The organism is Pseudomonas sp. P129, from assembly GCF_020312195.1.
GTDB classification, from domain to species: Bacteria; Pseudomonadota; Gammaproteobacteria; order Pseudomonadales; family Pseudomonadaceae; genus Aquipseudomonas; species Aquipseudomonas fragariae.
Genome location: NZ_JAGPYS010000001.1, coordinates 568,672 through 589,410 on the forward strand (window position 1 = coordinate 568,672; position 20,739 = coordinate 589,410).

Genomic DNA, 20,739 nt, shown 5'->3' on the forward strand with positions numbered 1-20,739 from the left:
CCTGTGCGTCGCCTGCTGCTTTTACGGGCTGACTAGATCCGCATCGCGCCATCCAGCTCCAGGATGCGTCCGCTGAAATAATCGTTTTCCAGAATATAAGCCACCGAGTGTGCAATCTCGTCCGGCCTGCCCATGCGCTTGAGCGGGATCGCCGAGGTCATCTTCTCGAGGGCTTCGGGGCGCATGCTGCCGGTCATTTCGGTTTCAATGAACCCCGGCGCCACGCCTGCCACACGGATGCCGTAGCGGGCCAGTTCCCTTGCCCAGGTAACCGTCGCCGCCGCCACACCGGCCTTGGCTGCCGAGTAGTTGGTCTGCCCGATATTCCCTGCACGTGAAATCGACGAGATATTGATGATCACGCCCTGACTCTTCTGCTCGATCATTTTCGCCGCCACTTCGCGGGTGCAGAGGAAGACGCCGGTCAGATTGACGTCAATCACCGCCTGCCATTGCGCAAGGCTCAGTTTGGTCATCTCGCCATCCTTGACCTTGACCAGCAGGCCGTCACGCAGAATGCCAGCGTTGTTGACCAGGCCATGAATGGCGCCGAAATCCTCGGCGACCTTGCTGACCGTGTCGACGACCTGTTCTTCATTGGCAACATTGCACAGATAGGCGCGAGCCTTGACCCCGAGTGCCTCACAGGCGGCTACAGCCTGATCGAGTTTCTCCTGATTGAGGTCCAGCAGCGCCAGGTTGGCGCCTTTGCCGGCCAGGTATTCGGCCATGGCTCTGCCCAGCCCCTGGCAGCCGCCGGTGATGATTATCAGCTTGTCTTTCAATTCCATATGCGTGCCCAATCACAGTTGATCGTTTCCATGGCATCACTGGCGGGTTGCGAGTGCTTATGCCATAGCCAGAGCACGTTATAGGCTGTTTTTGCGCGTTCGTCTCGGGTGGGCCGCCAGCCCTGAAATACACCGATACACGTTTGTGAAGGCCTGGTTCAGCTCACTTGTGCGCATAATTTAGCGGCGAGCCAGGTGCAGGGAGCTTGAATTAACGACCTTCTGACATCACATACGGTCTACTCGGAAGGCATTCTTCCCTTGAGGAACTCATTTGATGCGTGTTTTTTTGCTGCTGTTTCTATTATTCCCGGTACTTGAGCTGTTTCTGCTGGTTCGTGTCGGGATGTCCATCGGCTTTCTCTGGACCTTTCTGCTGGTCGTCGCGACGTCGATGCTCGGCTTGTTCGTGATGCGCGTGGCCGGTTTCGCGACGGCGCTGCGTGCACGCGAAAGCCTGGCGCGTGGCGAGTTGCCTGCGCAGGAAATGCTCGAAGGCCTGATGGTTGCCGTGGGCGGCGGTCTGCTGCTGTTGCCCGGTTTCATCAGCGATATTCTGGGTGTGATCTGCCTGCTGCCGATCACCCGTCGCCTGCTGATCAACAAGGTCCGCCAGCGCGCCGAGGATCAGGCCATGCGTCAGCGGGCCTTCGCCGATGATTTGCAGACGCCTGCCAATCAGGGAACGTCGAGTCATCGCCCGACGGCGATTCACCAGCCTACCCGCGAGCCCGACGTCATCGAAGGCGAGTTCGAGCATCGCGACAAGTAATCTTCCACACCCCCCCCGGCAGCGCGGCACCTCAGGGTGCCGCGTTCGTTTTGACCAGCCGGTTCGGGTGTAAAAAATTTCTATCCAAGACTTGTAATCACTTTGCTCGCCCTTATGTATGGGTCACCGCAAGGTTTCTGGCCTGAAGGCCAGACCGTATTCTGCGGTTCGCGCGTCGAACCGTAACCGGCAAGTCCGGATTTAAACCGGCCGGTGCACTCACCGGACGATCAAACAAACATAATCAGGAGATCGACAATGAAGCTTCGTCCTCTGCATGACCGCGTCGTCATCCGTCGCAGTGAAGAAGAAACGAAAACTGCCGGCGGTATCGTTCTGCCAGGTTCGGCTGCTGAAAAGCCTAACCGCGGCGAGATCGTTGCTGTGGGTACCGGCCGCGTGCTGGACAACGGCGAAGTACGTGCGCTGGCTGTGAAAGTGGGTGACAAGGTTGTGTTCGGCCCTTATTCCGGCAGCAACACAGTGAAAGTAGACGGCGAAGACCTGCTGGTGATGAGCGAGAACGAGATTCTTGCTGTCGTCGAAGGCTGAGTGCTCCCGCTGACTTCCGTTACTACTAAGTATTCAAGGAATAATGATCATGGCTGCTAAAGAAGTTAAATTCGGCGATTCTGGCCGCAAAAAAATGCTCGCCGGTGTAAACGTCCTGGCTGACGCAGTTAAAGCGACCCTGGGCCCTAAAGGCCGCAACGTTATCATCGAGAAAAGCTTTGGCGCTCCGCTGATCACCAAAGACGGTGTTTCGGTTGCCAAGGAAATCGAGCTTAAAGACCGTTTCGAAAACATGGGCGCGCAGCTGGTCAAAGACGTTGCCTCCCGTGCCAACGATGATGCAGGCGACGGTACCACTACCGCTACCGTTCTGGCTCAGGCCATCGTCAACGAAGGCCTGAAGGCTGTCGCTGCCGGCATGAACCCGATGGACCTCAAGCGCGGCATCGACAAGGCGACCATCGCCATTGTTGCCGAGCTGAAAAAGCTGTCCAAGCCATGCACCGACACCAAGGCAATCGCCCAGGTCGGCACCATCTCGGCCAACTCTGATCACTCCATCGGCGACATCATTGCCGAAGCCATGGAAAAAGTGACCAAAGACGGCGTTATCACCGTTGAAGAAGGTTCGGGCCTGGAAAACGAGCTGTCTGTTGTAGAAGGCATGCAGTTTGACCGTGGTTACCTGTCCCCGTACTTCATCAACAAGCCGGACACCATGGTTGCCGAGCTGGACAGCCCGCTGCTGTTGCTGGTCGACAAGAAGATCTCCAACATTCGCGAAATGCTGCCGGTTCTGGAAGCAGTCGCCAAGGCTGGCCGTCCTCTGCTGATCGTTGCCGAAGACGTTGAAGGCGAAGCGCTGGCGACTCTGGTAGTCAACAACATGCGCGGTATCGTGAAAGTTGCAGCCGTCAAGGCTCCAGGTTTCGGCGATCGTCGCAAGGCCATGCTGCAGGACATCGCTGTTCTGACTGGCGGTACCGTTATCTCCGAAGAGATCGGCCTGAGCCTGGAAACCACTACCCTGGAACACCTGGGTAATGCCAAGCGCGTCATCCTGAACAAAGAAAACACCACCATCATCGATGGTGCTGGCGTGAAAACCGATATCGACTCGCGTATCTCCCAGATCCGCCAGCAAATCGGCGACACCAGCTCGGACTACGACAAGGAAAAACTGCAAGAGCGTCTGGCCAAGCTGTCTGGCGGCGTTGCAGTGATCAAGGTCGGTGCCGGTTCCGAAGTCGAGATGAAAGAGAAGAAAGCCCGCGTTGAAGACGCCCTGCACGCAACCCGCGCAGCCGTTGAAGAAGGCGTGGTACCTGGCGGTGGCGTGGCACTGGTTCGCTCGCTGCAGGCTATCGAAGGTCTGAAAGGCGACAACGCTGATCAGGACGTCGGTATCGCTCTGCTGCGTCGTGCAGTCGAAGCGCCTCTGCGCCAGATCGTTGCCAACTCCGGTGACGAGCCAAGCGTTGTTGTCGACAAGGTCAAGCAGGGTTCGGGTAACTACGGTTACAACGCTGCTTCCGGCGAATACGGCGACATGATCGAAATGGGTATCCTTGACCCGGCCAAGGTGACTCGCTCTGCTCTGCAGGCGGCGTCCTCCATCGCCAGCTTGATGATCACCACCGAAGCGATGATCGCTGACGTGCCTGAAGACAAGCCAGCAGGCGGCGGCATGCCGGACATGGGCGGCATGGGTGGTATGGGCGGCATGATGTAAGCCAGCTTTACCCCCAGCGTTACACCCATAAAGAACCCCGCCTTGTGCGGGGTTTTTTATGGTCTTTGTGTGCCGGATCAATCAATGTGTCGGTTGTACCTTGCTGTTCTCGAGACCTTTGGGTTCGGGGCGGTAAAGCACGAAGTAATAAACCCCCAGACAGATCAGCCAGCAGAACACCGCCGTCCAGATGTTATGGGAAAAGAAGTGCGCACCTTGCAGCATCCGCCCGACAGAGAAGACCGTTCCCAGGCCAAACGCCAGAGCCAGCCCTATTTTCGCCATCCGTGGACGGCGGTCGCGAAGGGCGAAGAACAGTGCGAACAGGGTAAAGCCGGTCGCCGCATGACCGCCCGGCCAGCAGCGTCCCGGTTTATCGGTCGCAGGGCGTGGGCTCAGCAGTTCGCTGTAGGTTTCCTGACCACCGAATTCCTTCAGGCTCCAGGGGCATTGCACTGACGTCACCACTTTCACCGGGGTAACGAAGGCAGTTGAAAGCGCCATGGACAGCACCAGGCAACCCAGTTCTCTGCGCCACGGCATCAGCCGCTGTACCTTGAAGGATGCCGCAAAGCCGATCATCGCCAGTACGCCGAACAGCATGACCAATTGTTTGGCGCGGTCGTGGAGGATGTCTTCCAGAAAATAGCTGTGCCTGCCAATGAATTGCCCGCTGACCGGATCGAAGGCCAGTTTGGCGATGTCCATGTCCAGCGAAGTCAGTTCAAGCAGCATGAGGGTCAGCGCTACGGCGACAGGGATACCCAGGTAAATCCACGGGTTGATCGAACGGGAGTAGGGTGGGGCGACGGTTTTCGACATATCGAATCCAGATCTTTGAAGGGCATGCCGCGATTATTGTGTGCGACGGTTCGTCTCAAAGTGTGTCATGAGCCTTATGAATCATAGGTGAAAAAATCGTCATGCCATTTCGGCGCTGGCCCTCACGCCCACTTCGTCTTAAGCTGCGCCAGCCCAAACTGCATATGAGAGTGCTTTATGCGAATTCTTCTGGTTGAAGACAACCGCGACATCCTGGCGAACATGGCCGATTACCTGGGCATGAAAGGCTATACCGTCGATTGCGCCCAGGATGGCCTCTCAGGACTGCATCTGGCAGCCACCGAGCACTACGACCTGATCGTCCTCGACATCATGCTGCCCGGTATCGACGGCTACACCTTGTGCAAGCGCCTGCGCGAAGATGCCCGGCGTGATACGCCGGTCATCATGCTCACCGCCCGCGATCAACTGGACGACCGTCTGCAGGGTTTCCGCTCCGGTGCCGACGACTACCTGCTCAAGCCGTTTGCCCTGTCTGAACTGGCCGCGCGGATCGAAGCGGTATTGCGTCGTGCCCAAGGCGGCGGGCGGCGTACCTTGCAGGTGGCCGATCTGGTCTACGACCTCGACACCCTTGAAGTGACGCGTGAGGGGCGCATGCTCAAGCTCAACCCGGTCGGGCTCAAGCTGCTCGCCGTCCTGATGCAGAAAAGCCCGCATGTGCTGCGTCGCGAGATTCTCGAAGAAGCGCTGTGGGGCGATGACTGCCCGGACAGCGACAGCCTGCGCAGCCATGTGCACCAGTTGCGTCAGGTGATCGACAAACCGTTTGGCAAACCGCTGTTGCAGACCGTGCATGGCGTGGGCTATCGCTTGGCCGAGGGCCGGGATGGAGTTTAAACAGAGTCTTGCGCAACGGATCATCATTGCCTTCGCATTGATGAGTGCACTGGTCGCCGGGTCGTTCGCCATCGGGATCATCTCCACCGTCCACCTGGTCGAAGAAAAGCTGATTTCCGCCGGACTCGGTGGTGACCTCAACCGTCTGATGCTGATGGACAGCGTCAGCGACTGGAGCCACCGGCCCAAGCCCGACCAGTTGTTCTATTTCACCAATGGTCCGGGCGACTTCGACCTGCCCAAGGATATTCGTCACCTTGAGCCAGGTTTCCATGAGGTGTTCCGTGGGCCGTTGTCATACCACGCCATGATCGAGGTGGTGGATGGCCGGCATTACGCCCTGTTGCAGGATCAGAGCGATTTTGAAGAGCGTGAGCGGGTGCTGTTCGCCGTCGTGCTGGTCGGTTTCGTTCTGGCCCTGGCGCTGGCGGTGTTTCTGGGTTGGGTGCTGGCGCGCCGGGTCATGGCACCTGTGGTGCGTCTGGCCCGGCAGGTTCGCCACCGTGACCAGTTGCTCGGACTGGCACCGCCACTGGCGCCCGACTACGCCGCTGACGAAGTCGGCGAGTTGGCGGTGGCCTTCGATGCGACATTGGGCCGTTTGCGGCAGGCGTTGATTCGCGAGCGCATGTTCACCAGCGACGTGAGCCATGAACTGCGTACGCCATTGATGGTGCTGGCCAGCTCTTGTGAGCTGCTGCTGGAAAACCCTGCGCTCGATTTGCGCGGCCGCCGTCAGGTCGAGCGTATCGGCCGTGCCTGCGAAGAAATGCGCGATCTGGTACAAACCTTCCTGATGCTCGCTCGCACCCAGCGCGAAGACCCGGCCATGACGCCCAAGGCCACGCTGGTCGGGGTGGCCGAACAATTGATCTCCCAGTGGCGTGACCCGATAGAGAGCAAGGGGCTGCAGTTGACCTACACGCCACCGGCCGATGACCAGCTGTCCGATATTCGTTACAACGCGACCTTCCTGCATGCCGTGATGGGCAACTTGCTGCGCAACGCGCTTCACTACACCGATCACGGATTCATTGCGCTGACCCTGCACGCCGAAAGCTTCACCGTGGAGGACAGTGGTGTGGGCATTCCCGAGGAGAAGCGCGAGGCAATGTTCGAGCCTTTCGTACGCGGCAACGAGCAGCGCGGAGAGGGGCTGGGCCTCGGGCTGTCACTGGTGCAGCGCATTTGTACCAACCAGGGATGGAGCGTCGATCTCACCCCTATGGAACCTCATGGTTGCCGGTTCAAGGTAACGCTCAACGTGATCAAACCCTGACCTTTCTCCCGAGTAGACCGGCCTCATTGTGTAGCGGCCAATTGACTGCACTTCGTCGATTGGCCACACACGGCCTCTAACTCTCTGTAAAATCTCGAAACACCTGACGTTAAAAGGTAACATTTTTTTCACATTCAGATGACCTGACGGTGACGGCGGTGCCTTTAGTTTGGCCCCCATCAACATCAGGAGCTGCTCTCATGAGCGATCGCATCGAACTCGAGTTTTCCCGAAAGTACGACAAGACACACGCCCGCCAGTACCTGGAAAAGCATCAGGACGGTATCTGGCGCAAGCTGTCGCATCATCGCGATGAACAGTTGGCGAGAAAGGCGCTGCACATGGCCGGAGACCCGGGCCTGGTGCTGGACCTGCCTTGTGGTGCCGGACGCTTCTGGCCATTGTTGGCCGAGAAGCCGAACCGCTCGATCATCGGTGCCGATAACTCCGCAGACATGCTCAGTACCGCCTGTGCCTCGCAGCCGGCAGACGTTGTAAAACGGGTACAACCTTTGCAGACATCTGCCTTTGCCATCGACCTGCCGGATAACGCAGTAGACAGCATTTTCTGCATGCGCTTGTTGCACCATGTCGGTCAGTCCAGCGACCGGATGGCTCTATTGCGCGAGTTTCAGCGCGTGACCCGTGACAGCGTGATCGTCTCCCTCTGGGTTGATGGCAATTTCAAGGCATGGAAGCGTGCGCGCCTGGAGAACAAGCGCCAGCAAAAAACCGGGCGGGAAAGTTACCAGAATCGTTTTGTGTTACCTGTTGTTACCGCAGAAACCGAATTTGAGCAGGCAGGATTTCGCATCCAGAACCGAATGGATTTCCTGCCCATGTACGCCATGTGGCGAGTCTATGTCCTACGTAAAAGGTAAAAAGATGGGTTTGCAGTCCGTGAAAGAACCAGTTGTGAACCCGATCCAGAATGAGTTCGATCAGTTCTGGAGCCAGCGTGGCGAATGGGTTGAAGAACCCAATGTGCGTCGCGGTGGCGAAAGTGGTGTGCAGCGGCTGGTCATGGACGATGGGCAGACCCTTTATGCCAAGCGTCAGACAGGTCATATCTACCGCAGCCTGCTGCACCCGTTGGGCCGCCCCACCGTACTGCGCGAGCGCGAGGCGCTTGAAGGCCTGCGCAAGCTTGGCGTCGTCGTCCCCGAAGTGGTGTTTTGCGGTGCTGAACGGGGTGAGGACAACGCCTGGAGGGCATTGCTGGTCACCGTGGCGCTGGAAGGCTTCGAGGAAATTGAAAAGTGGCAGGCTGCCGGAGGGCGCGAGCGCCATGGCGAGCTGTTCTATGAGCGGGTGCTCAAGGAAGTGGCAGCCACGCTGGCGCGCATGCACCTGGGGCGCTGGCAGCACAGCTGTCTGTACATCAAGCACATTTTCGTGCGCGTGACAGGGGAAGGGCCGGACGCCAATGTCGAGGTCGCCTTGCTCGATCTCGAGAAGGGCCGTCGTCGCCTTACCGCTCAAGGCGCAGCCCAGCATGATATGAAACAGCTACGACGCCATTCGTCATTCAGCGCTGCAGACTGGCAGAAGTTGATCTACTTTTATCAGGCAGCGTTTGGCAGCTCTATCAAAGGTTTAGAGTCATGAAGCTAGAAATGGCAAGAGGTTTGTTTATCTTCGGTGCACTGGCAGTTGCCACCGTCGCCGTGGCGGCGCTTGAACAACCGTCTACTCGCATCCTCACCACGCAGCACGGCGAGGGCCATTGCCCGATGCCACGCGTGGCGAAGAATCTGGTGAACGTGCAGCCGGACCACGACCTGTTGCTGTTCATGTACAGCCTGGCGCAGGGCACCGGGGTCAAAAACTGAAGCCCTTGCAGGCCCTGTACCTAACCCACCTGAGCCAGATGAAGATGGTTGTCCCACAACCCGGCTGGCAGGTCCAATGGCCGAGCCAGCAGTTGCGCCTTGCGACAGTCATAGAAGCGGCAGCGTCCCTGGCCTGAGGTCACGACAAAGCCGTCGGCGACAGCCCCCACTCCCGCACAGTCCGGCAGCGGCGCATCCAGTTTCAATGCGCCACTGTCCAGGTCCCAGATGAAGAAGCGATTGCCGCGTGGCGCCGTCAGGGCCACCAGTCGCAGGTCACTGTGTACTGCGACGCTGGCGGTGTAGTGGGCCATCGCGCGCAATTGCTCCTCTGCTACCGGAAACGCCTGGAATGGCTGGCCTGGACGCTTGATGGCCAGCAGTTCGGCCAACTCGTGGCTGTCGCCCATGAACTGCTGACCCGCAACGATGGTGCCATCGCTGGCAATACCCATGTGGCGCACGCTGTTCATCTGCTGGGAAAGCGCTTCCTTGCTGAGTAACGTACCGTCACGCTGCATGATGACCAGGCTGGGTTGCATGGCATCGAGGTTCATCTCTACCCGGCTTTCCGCCTCGGTGCGAATGCCACCATTGGCGACCACCAGCGTTTCACCGTCCGGCATCCAGGAGACCTGATGCGGACCGATGCCATGCGTGGAAATTTCAGCCGAGTGCACCAGTCGCTCGCCGACGAAGCGGTAGACGCCCAATAAACCGCGGCCTGGATCGCGGGTGTCGTTTTCCGTCGCATACAGCCATTCGCCGTCGCGATGAATCACGGCATGGCCGTAGAAGTGGCGGTCGGGCTGCGAAACGATGGTTTGCAGCAAGCGACCATCGCGCAGGTCGATCAGGTAGCTTTCAGTGCCTGGGCGACGCGCGATGAACACCGCGAGTGGCAGGTCGGGATGATTGATGATGTCGTGGCAGCGCTGGCCCACCCGGGTGGCGAATACCTGCGTTCCGTCGAGCTTGAAACCCACCGCGTAGTGCTTGCCGTCGCCATCGTCGCGAGCGGAAAGCAACAAGGGGCGTGTGTCCTTTTGCCTGAACAGGGTCCAGCCACCCAGCGTGCAGGCGCTGAGCAGAAGACTGCCGAGCGCCATGGCCTGACGTCGCAACATCACATGCACCTCTTGATCAATCGCCGTCGTTGGCGTTGAAGCCCAACTGAATGCCGAGGGCCTTGGCCAGCTCGCCTTCGTGCAGGCGGTGCACGGCATTCAGGCTGTCGTAAAACGCATTGAGTTGCTGGCGTCCTGCATCCGTGGCCAGCAGGTCGGCCAGTGGCGGCTTGAGTTCCGACAGCAATTTGCGGCTGTTAGCGTAGGCGGCATCGATTTTGTCGGCCAGCGGTTTCTGCTCGGCGGGCAGCAGGCTGCGCAAGCCCTTGTTGTCGACACCGGTCCACACCGTCTCGGCGCTGATCAGGCTGGCTTCCAGGCTGCTGAGCGACGACTTGCTGCGCCACGCATCTGCCTGGAAGGGCTGCGGTTGCCCCTTGCTCTGACGACCCAGTGGCGTGCCGAGCTTTTTCTTCAGGCTGTCGAGGGCGGTGACCTGAACCCGCAGCAATTCGGCGATGGCTTCGTGAGAGTCGGCGTAGCGCTGATTGGGGAACTTGCTCAATTGCGCGAGCATGCCGTCGGTGCTGTTCCAGCTGTTGAGGATTTCTTCAGCCAGTTGTTTCTGGCGTTCACCGATGGCCATCAGCAGCGGGCAGTAGCGTGCTTTCTGCTCGGCATTGGCCATGTCGATGTCGGCGTCGAAGAGGATGTATTCGTAGGCGGACAAACCCTGCACCACGACACTGGCCTTGGACAGTTCCTGAGCGGTGATCTGCGGCTGTGCAGTCACCAGTTGCTCGACCTGACGGCCCACCAGGTTCTTCTTGTCTGGCCAGAACTGTATTTGCCAGGCGCGATTGCCTTCGGCCAGAGGGCCGATCAACAGTGGTTGCAACTCGGCCCAGGTCTTCTGTGCTTTCAGAAAGTCGGCGCGGGCGCTGGCCAGATCAGTCTTGCCCTGGCAGAACGCCAATGCGCTGGCTGCCAACTGACGATCAGCCTCTACCCAGCGGCTGTAGGTCGGCAGGATGACCTGTTTGGCAATCGCTGCGGACGTCACCGCCTGAGGGTCGGATGGCGAGCAGGCACCCAAGGCAAGCGCCGCAAGGCTGGTTAGCAACAACTTGGGTCGGAACATGTCCGGCTCCTTATTTCTGAAAGGAAGGTGTTTGAACAGGAAGATTCTGCAAAGGGCGCAATCATAACGAATTCAGGAAGGCCAACAGCGCTTCACGTTGCTGGGCGTCAAAAGCCAGAACCTGGCGCTGCGCCGCCTGCGCTTCGCCACCGTGCCACAGTATCGCCTCAAGCACATTGCGCGCGCGACCGTCATGCAACAGTTGCGTGTGTCCGCTTACGGTGCCGGTCAGGCCCAGCCCCCACAAGGGCGGGGTGCGCCACTCACTTCCGCTGGCCTGGAACTCGGTACGGTTATCGGCCAGCCCTTCGCCCATGTCGTGCAGCAGCAGGTCGCTGTACGGGCGAATTTCCTGATTGGCCAACTCGGGTTCGGCGGCGTCGCTACGGGTTTTGAAAGAAGGGGTGTGGCATTGCTGGCAGCCCGCCTGGAAAAACAGGTTCTTGCCTGCCAGCACCTGCGGGTCGTCGACCTTGCGGCGCGCCGGAACAGCCAGGTTGCGGGTGTAGAACTCCACCAGGCGCAGGATGTTGTCGCTGACTTCCGGTTCGCCATCCGGGCCATTGCCATTGGGCGCAGCCAGGCAATCGGTCTGGGCCGGCTTGCAATCATCGAAAGGGCGCAGGCTGGTGGTCAGCCCCATGTCGCCGGAAAAGGCGTGCACGTTCTGCTGGTTGAGATTCGGCTGGCCGGCTTTCCAGCCAAACCGGCCCATCACCACTTTTTGCCGAGCATCGTCCCAGACCCAGTTGGGACGTCCCGAGATGCCATCGGCGTTCTTGTCATCGGGGTCGGCATTGGCAAGGATGGCGTCATCGGCAATCGCCTCGAGCAAGCCCAGACCGATCATCGGCGGGGCCACGCGAGCCGAGATGTGAGTATCGGGGTGCATGGGGCCATAGCCCAACTGGGTGATCCTGAGGGTCGGCTGGCGCAGCTCGACTGATGTGCCATCGCGAAATTCGACCGTCAGCGCATCGTACTCGACCCGCACCTTGCCCTCGGGCGTTACGCCGGGGTTCGACATGTCCTGCAATTGCCCGCCGTAGACCGGTTCGGGCAGCACGCCGTTGCGTTTTATAAGGTCGGCATAGGCCGGGTCATCGGGAATCGACAGCCTGACCAGCATGGACACGGCATTGCTGTCGCCAGCCTCCGGCGGATGACCGCGACCGTCCTTGATGTGGCAGTTCTGGCAGGCATTGGTGTTGAACAGCGGGCCAAGCCCATCGCGAGCCGTGGTGGTCGATGGCGCAATCACCCACGGGCTGCGGAAGAAGCTGTTGCCGACGCTGAAGTCCAGCCGCCGCACGGGGGCCAGGTTGGCCGAGGGCATCGAGAAAGCGCTCTGGTCGCTCTTCCTGACGGTGGCGCTGCCACCCGACAAGGCTTCTCCCGGCTCGGCATGCGTGAAACGCGGGGCGTCATCGCATGCGCTCAGGACCAGGGTCGTGAGCAAGGCAAGTGATAGACGGAGCCGCGTACTCATAAACATCCTGCAACGGGGCGAAAAATCGGGGCGTGCAAGCTTATCAGCCTCGTGCGGTTTGAATAAGAGGGATTATCGTTTGCGACGTGTTGTGCAATGTGATGTTACGAATCTTTGAGGCTGGTCGGGTCCTGATGTTTTTGCCTATGCTGCGCAGGCTGCTTCACACGATCAGTCACATGACGCTGGCAGCATTCATACACCAACGGTCAGCAGAGATTATCCAATGAATAACCCGGACAACAGCGCGTTCGTGACCACCCTCCAGGCACTGGAAGCGATCTATGGCCCGATCGCACCTCCTTCGCTCATCAAGGAAGTTGACCACATTCATGAGGTCTACCGGCCTTTCATCGAGCAGGCACCGTTTGCCGTGCTTGCCTCTGCCGGGCCTGACGGGCTCGATGCTTCTCCACGTGGCGATCAGGCGGGCCTGGTGCATATCGAGGACAGCAAGACGCTTTATCTGCCGGACCGACGCGGCAACAACCGCATCGATACGCTGCGCAACATCGTCAACGATCCGCGCGTTGCGCTGCTGTTCCTCATACCCGGCGTGGGTGAAACCCTGCGCGTCAACGGAACCGCTCAGATATCGGTTGAGCCCGAGTTGCTCTCGCGTTTCGCAGTGAAGGGCCAGTTGCCCAGGTCTGTCCTGCGCATTTCAGTGACCAGCGTGTATTTCCAGTGCAGCAGGGCGACCATCAGGTCCGGTTTGTGGGACCCGGCGAAGCACATCGAACGCAGCGCGCTACCCACTGCCGGGCAGATCCTCAAGGCGGTTTCGGCGGAGCAGATCGACGGTGATGCCTACGACAAGGCGTTGCCGGGACGTATTGCCGATACGTTGTACTGATGCTCGGGAGTCTGCCGATGTCGCAGGTCAACGCGCACGGCAGTTGCAAACGATGCCTGTCAATCAGACACAAAAAATGCCGGTCAGCGAACTGACCGGCATGGATGGTTACTGCAACAAACGCGGTTGATCAGAACTCGTGATCGGCGTTGTCCGGGTTCAGGTCAGTGATGCCCAGCTTGCCAGCCGCCTGCTCGATAGCGCCGGTCTGTTTGACCAGCGCGGCGATGGCGTCACGCACCACCTGATTGCCAGCCGTGTTGCCGGCAGCGATCAACTGGTCGAAATGCTCGCCCTTGTTCGCGTGATCGACAATGACCTGCAACTTGGCCTGAGTGTCGTCCAGGTCAGCGCGCAAGGTGGCGTCGGTGGCCGGGTCTGCCTTGGCGACCAGAGACGAAAGGCTCGGGCCGCTGACCTTGCTGCCGTCGGTGCGGGTGTACTCGCCCAGGTAAACGTTGCGAATGCCCTTGCCGTTGTAGAAGTGCGAGTTGTGCGTGTTATCGCTGAAGCAGTCGTGTTCGTCTTCGCTGGAGTTGGCTTCAAGTGCGACTTTCATGCGCTCGCCCGCCAGTTCACCCAGCGACAGGCTGCCCATGCCGAAGAGCATTTTGCGCAGACCGCTTTCGCCGGATTCGGCTTCCAGCGTGGCGCGGTAGTTGTCGGGGACGCCGGCCTTCCAGTTACCGGACATTTCTTCAAGGTCGCTGACCAGCAGGTCGGTGACGGCCTTGAGGTAGGCACGGCGGCGATCATTGTGGCCGCCGGTTGCGCCAGCCCCTTGCAGGTAATCGCTGGCCGGACGTGCGCCGGCGCCAGGGCCAGTGCCGTTCAGGTCCTGGCCCCAGAGCAGGAATTCGATGGCGTGGTAGCCGGTGGCGACGTTGGCCTCGGAACCGCCCAGCTCGTTCAGACTGGCGAGTTTTTCGGAGGTGATTTCCTTTACGTCGACCTTGTCTTCGCCGACCTGAATCTCGGTGTTGGCGATGATGTTGGCAGTGGCGCCCGGGTTGCCCAGTGCGTGTTGATAATCCTTGGCCACATAGTCGATCAGGCCTTCGTCCAGGGGCCAGGCGTTAACCTGTCCTTCCCAGTCATCGATGATGGTGTTACCGAAGCGGAAGACTTCGCTCTGCATGTACGGCACACGCGCAGCGATCCACGCCTCACGGGCGGCTTTCAGGGTTTCATCGTTGGGTTTGGCCAGGAAGGCGTCGACGGCCGTGCTGAGTTTTTTCGCGCCGGCCTCGGCATCGTCGAACACGGCGGACACCATGTTGGCGTAGTTCGCGACCACAGCCTTGGCCGCCGCGTCGTCAGTCTGGGCGGCGGCTGCCGGAGCAGGAGCAGCAGGCGTCGCAGCCGGCGTCGCCGGAGCAGCGGCTGGCGCGGGAGCCGGTGCGGCAGCCTTGTCCTTGCCTTCGCCACAACCGGCGAGAGAGATAGCGATGGCCAACAGACTTGCGGTTGCCAGAGGCATACGAATCATGACGGAATCCTGCGTCGATAAAGGTGATGGCGGGGGTGCGCCCATAAAATCTGCGACATAATGCGAAAGATTTGCATTCGATGTAAAGGCAAAACGCCTGTGTGGGCGTGTTCAGGCATTCGGCAGGTTGTAACAGTCGGTTTCAAGATGAGGTGAATGGCCGGGAGCATGCAAATCGGCTCACAGACTGGCGGCATGGTCCTGACGCGACTGCTTGAGGTAAGCCAGCAGTTCGCGACCCGGCAGCGGCTTGCTGTACAGATAGCCCTGGCCTTCGTGACAGCCCTCGGTCACGACATAGGCCTCCTGCTCGACGGTCTCCACACCTTCGGCAATCACTTGCATGCCCAGGCTCTTGCCCAGCTGGATAATGGCTCGCACGATAGTAGCGTCATCGTCGTCATCGATCAGGTCCTGCACGAAGCTGCGGTCAATCTTGATCTTGTCCAGCGGCAGGCTTTTCAGGTAACTCAGCGATGAGTAGCCGGTGCCGAAGTCATCGATGGCAATCAAGGCACCGGAGCGTCGCAAGCTCAACAGGTGCTGGGCGGCGGTGTTGATATCTTCCATCAGCCCGGTTTCGGTCACTTCCAGTTCCAGGCTGCGCAGTGGCAAGCGATAGATCTGCAGCAGGTTGTTGACCACGCGGGGCAGTTCCGCGTGATGCAGCTGCACGGTCGACAGGTTGACGGCCATGCGCAAATCGGTGAACCCCTGATCGAGCCATTCGCGCAGCTGACGGCAGGCCTGATCCAGCACCCACTCTCCGATGACGATGATCGTGCCGTTCTGTTCGGCCAGCGGGATGAATACGTCCGGCGGCACCAGGCCATGCTCCGGATGCTGCCAGCGGATCAGCGCTTCTACGCCGACGATACGGTGATCGCGGTAGCTGATCTGCGGTTGATAGACCAGGTACAGCTGATTGCGTGGCAGGGCTTCGCGCAGGTCTTTTTCAAGTTCGCGGCGGCGGCGCATTTCGCTGTCCACGCTGGCGATGTAGAACTGATACCGGTTACGCGAGCGGGCTTTGGCCAGCGTCATGGTCTGTTCGGCTTTTTGCAGCAGTTTTTCGGTGCTGTCGCCGTCTTCGGGAAACAGCGTGATGCCGATGGTTGCCCGCAGTCGAATCTGCTGGTCACCGACAATGAACGGTGCCTCCAGCTCATCGAGAATATTCTGCGCCAGCTCTGCTGCCTCGTAGGGCTGTTCGATGTTGGACTGAACCAGCGCGAACTGGTCGCCGCCCAGGCGCGCCAGTGCGCCGAGCAGTACGCTGTGCGCGCGCAGGCGGTCAGCGAGTGCGAGCAGTAATTGATCGCCGGACTGGTAGCTGAACTGTTCGTTGATGCCCTTGAAGTCATCCAGACCCACGCAAAGAACCGCCACTCTGTGTTGCTGGCGCCCCGCATCTTCCAGAATCCTGTCCAGCCCGGTCTGCAACTGAAGTCGATTGGGCAGACCGGTGAGGAAATCGTATTGCGCCATGCGCTGCAGATTGTTCTCGGCCTCATGGCGCAGATAAGTGTGGCGCTCGATGGAGGCCAGCAATTGGTTGGCGGTGTTGACCCAGATCCCCAGTTCGTTTTTCTCGTGGCCTTTGAGCAACGGCAATTGGTGTTCGCTGGGGCGGTCGGGGTTGATCGCGATCAGGTGCTCGATGATCTTTGACAGTGGCTTGGTCAGCAGCCAGTGATAGACCAGATACAGCACCAGCCCCATTGCCAGCGCACGCAGCACGCCGGCGACAAAGATGATGCCGGCATTGACCAGAAAGCTTTCGCCGTAATTGGCGGTGTCGAGAGTGATGCGCAGGTCGCCGTAATACTCGCTGTAGGGGCTACGGCCTACCAGTTGAGTGGTGAAGCTGCGCTCCTGGCCGAGGATGAGGTCTGTCAGCCACCGGGTGGGAGAGTCTTTCAGCGGCCGGTCTTTCTCGGCCAGCAGGCTTTCATTGGGGTGCCCTATGGACGCCATGCGTACCGAGTCATCCTGGAACAGGCCTTCGATGACCTGCATGCCCATCTCGCGGTCCAGGCTGTAGACGGCCTGTGTCGAAGGATCGCGGAACATGCCGAGAATTCGCTCGGCATCGCTCGCCACGGCCTGACGTGTCTTGTAGGCGTCGAAGATGATTTGCGCACAACTGAGCAGGACGCCCACCAGAAGCGCCGAAAGCAGCACAACGCGCAGCAGCTTTACCGACAGGCTGTTCTTGAGTTCCAGCTTCAATGGCCGTTCCTTAGTTCGTGTCGGAGGGCATATCGCCTCATGACCCTCGAAAAACCAGGCCCGCACGCCGTGACCTTGTCACAACCGGTACGCCTGGCTGATCTTCGCGTTCCTTGCACCTGCTGGCCAAAGCCACCTCAATGCGTCGGGTGGCCAGTTAGGTAACCTGAGCAGAACACTGTAAAGAATTACGTCATAGAGAATTACGTTGTGGCACGAGTCAGCTAGCGTTTTCTGACAATACACAAAGTACGAGCGGCAGGCGAAAAAAGATTTGCGATTCGCCTGACTGGCAGGCGGGTGTTCGACGCCGTCTGTGAAACAGGCATCGGGTGAGCGACCTTTACCGGCCGGAAAACATAAAAAACCCGACGCTAGGCCGGGTTTTTCGATGACGCTGGACTCAGGAGGCGAATTGCTTGGCCACGAAGTCCCAGTTCACCAGATTCCAGAACGCTTCCACGTACTTCGGACGCAGGTTGCGATAGTCGATGTAGTAGGCGTGTTCCCAGACATCGCAGGTCAGCAGCGGGGTGTCGCCGCTGGTCAACGGGTTGCCGGCACCGATGGTGCTGGCCAGTGCCAGGGAGCCGTCAGCCTTCTTCACCAGCCAGCCCCAGCCGGAGCCGAAAGTGCCGATGGAAGTCTTGCTGAACTCTTCCTTGAACTTGTCGAAGGAACCGAACGCCTTGTTGATGGCTTCGGCCAGAGCGCCGGTAGGCTCGCCGCCAGCGTTAGGGGCCAGGCAGTTCCAGTAGAACGTGTGGTTCCAGACCTGAGCGGCGTTGTTGAAGATACCGCCCGATGAGGTCTTGATGATCTCTTCCAGGGTCTTGCCTTCGAACTCAGTGCCAGGCACCAGGTTGTTCAGGTTCACGACATAGGTGTTGTGGTGCTTGTCGTGGTGATATTCCAGAGTCTCCGCAGAAATGTGCGGCACCAGAGCGTCTTTGGCGTAGGGCAGTGGCGGCAATTCAAAAGCCATGGTTTATCTCCTTTCAGGTCAATTGCGGTAGTCGCAGGGCCGATCACGGGCGGCCAGATACAGCATGCACCGGGAGTTTTACTCTTTTGCGGCGCAGACCCCGGACTATAGCACCGGGCCTGCGGCTTAACCACGCAACAACTGTGTGGGATAGAGGTTCCCGCGCTGTTGCTTCAACGGACATGAAACCTTCAGGCCGAACGGATCAATTGCCACGCCACACTGAACATCATGACCGCCACCATCACATCCAGCAGACGCCATGTGGCAGGGCGGGCCAGCCAGGGAGCGAGCCAGGCCGCGCCGATGGCGAGGCAGGAAAACCACAGCAACGAAGCGCTCGCGGCGCCTGCTACATAGGCGCCCGGCACACTCTGTTGTGCCCCGAGCGAGCCGATCAGTAGTACGGTGTCCAGGTACACATGCGGGTTGAGCAAGGTCACGGCCAATGCGCTGAGCAGTACCGTGCGGCGCGATCTTTTGCCAGCCGCGGCACCGTGTTCGAGGCTCTGCTTCGAGCAGGCCCGGCGCAGTGCCTGCACGCCATACCAACTGAGGAATAGCACACCGCCCCAGCGCGCCACCGCCAGCAGGGTCGGGTTATGCGCCAGCACATTGGCCAGACCGAACACCCCGGCGGCGACCAGAATGGCATCGCAGATAATGCAGAGCATCGCGACTGACACGTGGTGTTCACGGCGCAGCCCCTGAGCCAGTACGAATGCGTTTTGCGAGCCGATGGCCATGATCAGGCCAGCGGCGATCAGCAATCCGTTGAAGTAGCTTTGCCACATAAATACGTTCCCATCGAGCAGATTCAGGTGGCGACTTTCAATGTTGAAGCGATATAAGTAAAACCAATAATCATCATCTCTCATTAGGGAAACTGATGTTCGACTACAAGCTGTTGTCCGCGCTCGCCGCAGTTATCGAGCAGGCCGGGTTCGAACGTGCGGCCCAGGTGCTGGGGCTGTCGCAGTCAGCGGTCTCGCAACGGATCAAATTGCTGGAGGCGCGCATTGGGCAGCCGGTGCTGGTCCGCGCCACGCCGCCGAGCCCGACCGACATCGGCCGACGCCTGCTCAATCACGTGCAGCAGGTCCGCTTGCTGGAGCGCGATCTGCAAAGTCAGGTGCCGGCACTGGACGAGGAGGGCATGCCCGAGCGTTTGCGGATCGCCTTGAACGCCGACAGTCTGGCAACGTGGTGGGCACCGGCCATTGGTGACTTCTGCACGCAGCATCGTCTGTTGCTGGACCTGGTGCTCGAAGATCAGGACGTCGGGCTCAAACGCATGCGCGCTGGCGAAGTCGCAGCGTGTCTGTGTGGCAGTGAGCGCCCGGTGGCCGGGGCGCGCAGTCAGTTGCTGGGGGCGATGCGCTATCGGGCGCTGGCCAGCCCGGCATTCATCGCGCGCCATTTTGCAGACGGTGTCAGCCCCGAAAAACTGGTCAGATCAGCGGCGCTCGTTTACGGGCCGGATGATCTTTTGCAGCATCGTTATCTGGCATTGCTTGGTGTGCAGGACGGTTTCGAGCATCATTTGTGCCCTTCTTCCGAGGGTTTCATCCGTATGATCGAAGCCGGAATGGGCTGGGGGCTGGCGCCCGAACTGCAAGTGCGCGAGCAATTGCGCAGCGGCACGCTGCTTGAACTGCTGCCGGATCGCTGTATTGATGTGCCGTTGTACTGGCACCATTGGCGCAACGGTGGTCAGTTGCTGACACGTCTCACCGGGCATCTGGCTCAACATGCTGCCCACTGGCTGGTGCCGTTGAGCGATGAATGATCGTCATTACGATCATGTGTAATCAATGCGTGTCGGGTTACCCCTGTCACGCAGACGCGTTAATGGAGCGGTAAATGAAAATTCTGGTCACCGGCGCAAGTGGCTTCATCGGCGGACGCTTTGCGCGTTTTGCCCTTGAGCAGGGCATGAGCGTGCGGATCAATGGCCGTCGTGCCGATGCGGTCGAGCATCTGGTCAGACGCGGCGCCGAGTTCATTCAGGGCGACCTCGCCGACCCGTATCTGGTGCGCGCGCTGTGCGATGACGTCGAGGCCGTGGTGCATTGCGCCGGCTCCGTCGGCATGTGGGGGCGTCGTCAGGACTTTGTGCAGGGCAACGTGCAACTCACCGAGAACATTGTCGAGGGCTGCCTGAAACAAAGAGTGCGCAGGCTGGTCCACCTGTCATCGCCGTCGATCTATTTCAATGGTCACTCGCGCCGCGATATCACCGAAGACCAGGTGCCCAAGCGCTTCCACAACCACTATGCGGCCACCAAATACCTGGCCGAGCAAAAGGTCTTCGGCGCTGAAGAGTTCGGCCTGGAAGTGATTGCCCTGCGGCCGCGTTTCGTCACCGGTGCTGGCGACAACAGTATCTTTCCGCGCCTGCTGCACATGCAGCGCAAGAAGCGTCTGTCGATCGTAGGCAACGGCCTGAACATGGTCGATTTCACCAGCATGCAGAACCTCAATGAAGCGCTGTTGAGCAGCTTGCTGGCAACCGGGTCTGCGCTGGGCAAGGCGTACAACATCAGTAACGGCACGCCGGTCCCGTTGTGGGATGCGATCAATTATGTGATGCGGCAGATGCAGTTGCCTCAGGTTACCCGCTATCGTTCTTACGGGCTGGCCTACAGTGCGGCGGCGATCAACGAAGCGGCCTGCATGCTGTGGCCGGGCCGACCTGAACCTACGCTGTCCAGACTGGGCATGCAGGTCATGAACAAGGACTTCACGCTTGATATCGGCCGTGCAAGGCATTATCTGGATTATCAGCCGCAGGTCAGCCTGTGGACGGCGCTGGATGAATTCTGTGGCTGGTGGCAGGCACAGCACCCGATCTGAATGCGGCAGTAGCACAGTGAGA

Annotated in this window: 20 protein-coding genes; 11 read left to right on the plus strand and 9 right to left on the minus strand. The window is 59.6% G+C overall.

Features of this window, described 5'->3' with window-relative positions:
• Positions 1–32: 32 nt before the first annotated feature.
• Positions 33–791 carry an SDR family oxidoreductase gene (locus tag KBY02_RS02570; protein WP_024652478.1) on the minus strand — a complete coding sequence of 253 codons (759 nt, stop codon included), beginning with the start codon at positions 789–791 and terminating at the stop codon, positions 33–35.
• Between the two features lie 277 nt (positions 792–1,068).
• Here KBY02_RS02570 and KBY02_RS02575 point away from each other — a divergent pair, with 277 nt between their 5' ends.
• The 3 genes from KBY02_RS02575 (at position 1,069) to groL (ending at position 3,808) form a co-directional block, all read left to right on the plus strand.
• Positions 1,069–1,563 carry an FxsA family protein gene (locus KBY02_RS02575; protein ID WP_003405962.1) on the plus strand — a complete coding sequence of 165 codons (495 nt, stop codon included), beginning with the start codon at positions 1,069–1,071 and terminating at the stop codon, positions 1,561–1,563.
• A 258-nt stretch (positions 1,564–1,821) separates the two neighbouring features.
• Entirely contained in the window at positions 1,822–2,115 is a 294-nt protein-coding gene (locus KBY02_RS02580; protein WP_003304675.1) for a co-chaperone GroES, read from the plus strand.
• A gap of 49 nt (positions 2,116–2,164) precedes the next feature.
• Entirely contained in the window at positions 2,165–3,808 is a 1,644-nt protein-coding gene (gene groL, locus KBY02_RS02585; RefSeq protein WP_010439729.1) for a chaperonin GroEL, read from the plus strand.
• An 81-nt stretch (positions 3,809–3,889) separates the two neighbouring features.
• Here groL and KBY02_RS02590 read toward each other — a convergent pair whose 3' ends face one another.
• Complete coding sequence (locus KBY02_RS02590; protein WP_003405958.1) at positions 3,890–4,630, minus strand: phosphatase PAP2 family protein; 741 nt, start codon at positions 4,628–4,630, stop codon at positions 3,890–3,892.
• A gap of 177 nt (positions 4,631–4,807) precedes the next feature.
• Here KBY02_RS02590 and colR point away from each other — a divergent pair, with 177 nt between their 5' ends.
• The 5 genes from colR to KBY02_RS02615 all read left to right on the plus strand — a co-directional run bounded on the left by colR (position 4,808) and on the right by KBY02_RS02615 (position 8,602).
• A complete protein-coding gene (gene colR / locus KBY02_RS02595; RefSeq protein WP_002555020.1) occupies positions 4,808–5,491 on the plus strand; it encodes a two-component system response regulator ColR in 684 nt (227 codons plus the stop codon).
• Positions 5,481–6,770: a sensor histidine kinase gene (locus KBY02_RS02600; RefSeq protein WP_003413322.1), complete on the plus strand. Its 1,290-nt coding sequence runs from the start codon at positions 5,481–5,483 to the stop codon at positions 6,768–6,770. The genes colR and KBY02_RS02600 overlap by 11 nt, the downstream gene beginning before the upstream one ends.
• A gap of 200 nt (positions 6,771–6,970) precedes the next feature.
• Positions 6,971–7,651, plus strand: coding sequence for a class I SAM-dependent methyltransferase (locus tag KBY02_RS02605; RefSeq protein WP_003405955.1), 681 nt, complete (start codon positions 6,971–6,973; stop codon positions 7,649–7,651).
• A 4-nt stretch (positions 7,652–7,655) separates the two neighbouring features.
• Positions 7,656–8,378 (plus strand): lipopolysaccharide kinase InaA family protein, encoded by a 723-nt coding sequence (locus KBY02_RS02610; RefSeq protein WP_003405954.1) that lies wholly within the window; start codon positions 7,656–7,658, stop codon positions 8,376–8,378.
• Positions 8,375–8,602 carry a hypothetical protein gene (locus KBY02_RS02615; protein WP_011268826.1) on the plus strand — a complete coding sequence of 76 codons (228 nt, stop codon included), beginning with the start codon at positions 8,375–8,377 and terminating at the stop codon, positions 8,600–8,602. The genes KBY02_RS02610 and KBY02_RS02615 overlap by 4 nt, the downstream gene beginning before the upstream one ends.
• Positions 8,603–8,622: 20 nt before the next feature.
• Here KBY02_RS02615 and KBY02_RS02620 read toward each other — a convergent pair whose 3' ends face one another.
• From KBY02_RS02620 to KBY02_RS02630, 3 genes are all read right to left on the minus strand, one after another.
• The gene (locus KBY02_RS02620) at positions 8,623–9,729 is read right to left on the minus strand and encodes a DUF1513 domain-containing protein (protein WP_032654374.1); all 1,107 of its coding nucleotides are present in this window, start codon (positions 9,727–9,729) and stop codon (positions 8,623–8,625) included.
• A gap of 16 nt (positions 9,730–9,745) precedes the next feature.
• Positions 9,746–10,810 carry an imelysin family protein gene (locus tag KBY02_RS02625; protein WP_011268824.1) on the minus strand — a complete coding sequence of 355 codons (1,065 nt, stop codon included), beginning with the start codon at positions 10,808–10,810 and terminating at the stop codon, positions 9,746–9,748.
• A gap of 61 nt (positions 10,811–10,871) precedes the next feature.
• Positions 10,872–12,299 (minus strand): di-heme oxidoredictase family protein, encoded by a 1,428-nt coding sequence (locus KBY02_RS02630; protein WP_225649745.1) that lies wholly within the window; start codon positions 12,297–12,299, stop codon positions 10,872–10,874.
• A gap of 226 nt (positions 12,300–12,525) precedes the next feature.
• On the opposite strand from KBY02_RS02630, the gene KBY02_RS02635 reads away from it, so the two are divergent.
• Positions 12,526–13,155 carry a pyridoxamine 5'-phosphate oxidase family protein gene (locus KBY02_RS02635; protein ID WP_003405948.1) on the plus strand — a complete coding sequence of 210 codons (630 nt, stop codon included), beginning with the start codon at positions 12,526–12,528 and terminating at the stop codon, positions 13,153–13,155.
• Positions 13,156–13,285: 130 nt separating this feature from the next.
• Here the strand turns inward: KBY02_RS02635 and KBY02_RS02640 are convergent, their stop codons facing one another.
• From KBY02_RS02640 to KBY02_RS02655, 4 genes are all read right to left on the minus strand, one after another.
• A complete protein-coding gene (locus tag KBY02_RS02640; protein WP_057458320.1) occupies positions 13,286–14,644 on the minus strand; it encodes an imelysin family protein in 1,359 nt (452 codons plus the stop codon).
• A 180-nt stretch (positions 14,645–14,824) separates the two neighbouring features.
• Positions 14,825–16,876 carry a putative bifunctional diguanylate cyclase/phosphodiesterase gene (locus tag KBY02_RS02645; protein WP_003405946.1) on the minus strand — a complete coding sequence of 684 codons (2,052 nt, stop codon included), beginning with the start codon at positions 16,874–16,876 and terminating at the stop codon, positions 14,825–14,827.
• A 403-nt stretch (positions 16,877–17,279) separates the two neighbouring features.
• Positions 17,280–17,861, minus strand: coding sequence for a superoxide dismutase [Fe] (gene sodB, locus KBY02_RS02650; RefSeq protein ID WP_003405945.1), 582 nt, complete (start codon positions 17,859–17,861; stop codon positions 17,280–17,282).
• A gap of 191 nt (positions 17,862–18,052) precedes the next feature.
• Complete coding sequence (locus tag KBY02_RS02655; RefSeq protein ID WP_060409694.1) at positions 18,053–18,655, minus strand: LysE/ArgO family amino acid transporter; 603 nt, start codon at positions 18,653–18,655, stop codon at positions 18,053–18,055.
• A 95-nt stretch (positions 18,656–18,750) separates the two neighbouring features.
• On the opposite strand from KBY02_RS02655, the gene KBY02_RS02660 reads away from it, so the two are divergent.
• Together KBY02_RS02660 and KBY02_RS02665 are read left to right on the plus strand one after the other, a co-directional pair.
• On the plus strand, positions 18,751–19,650 hold the full coding sequence (locus tag KBY02_RS02660; protein ID WP_024640929.1) for a LysR family transcriptional regulator ArgP: 900 nt from the start codon (positions 18,751–18,753) through the stop codon (positions 19,648–19,650).
• A gap of 74 nt (positions 19,651–19,724) precedes the next feature.
• The gene (locus KBY02_RS02665) at positions 19,725–20,717 is read left to right on the plus strand and encodes an NAD-dependent epimerase/dehydratase family protein (protein WP_024640930.1); all 993 of its coding nucleotides are present in this window, start codon (positions 19,725–19,727) and stop codon (positions 20,715–20,717) included.
• Positions 20,718–20,739 lie beyond the last annotated feature (22 nt).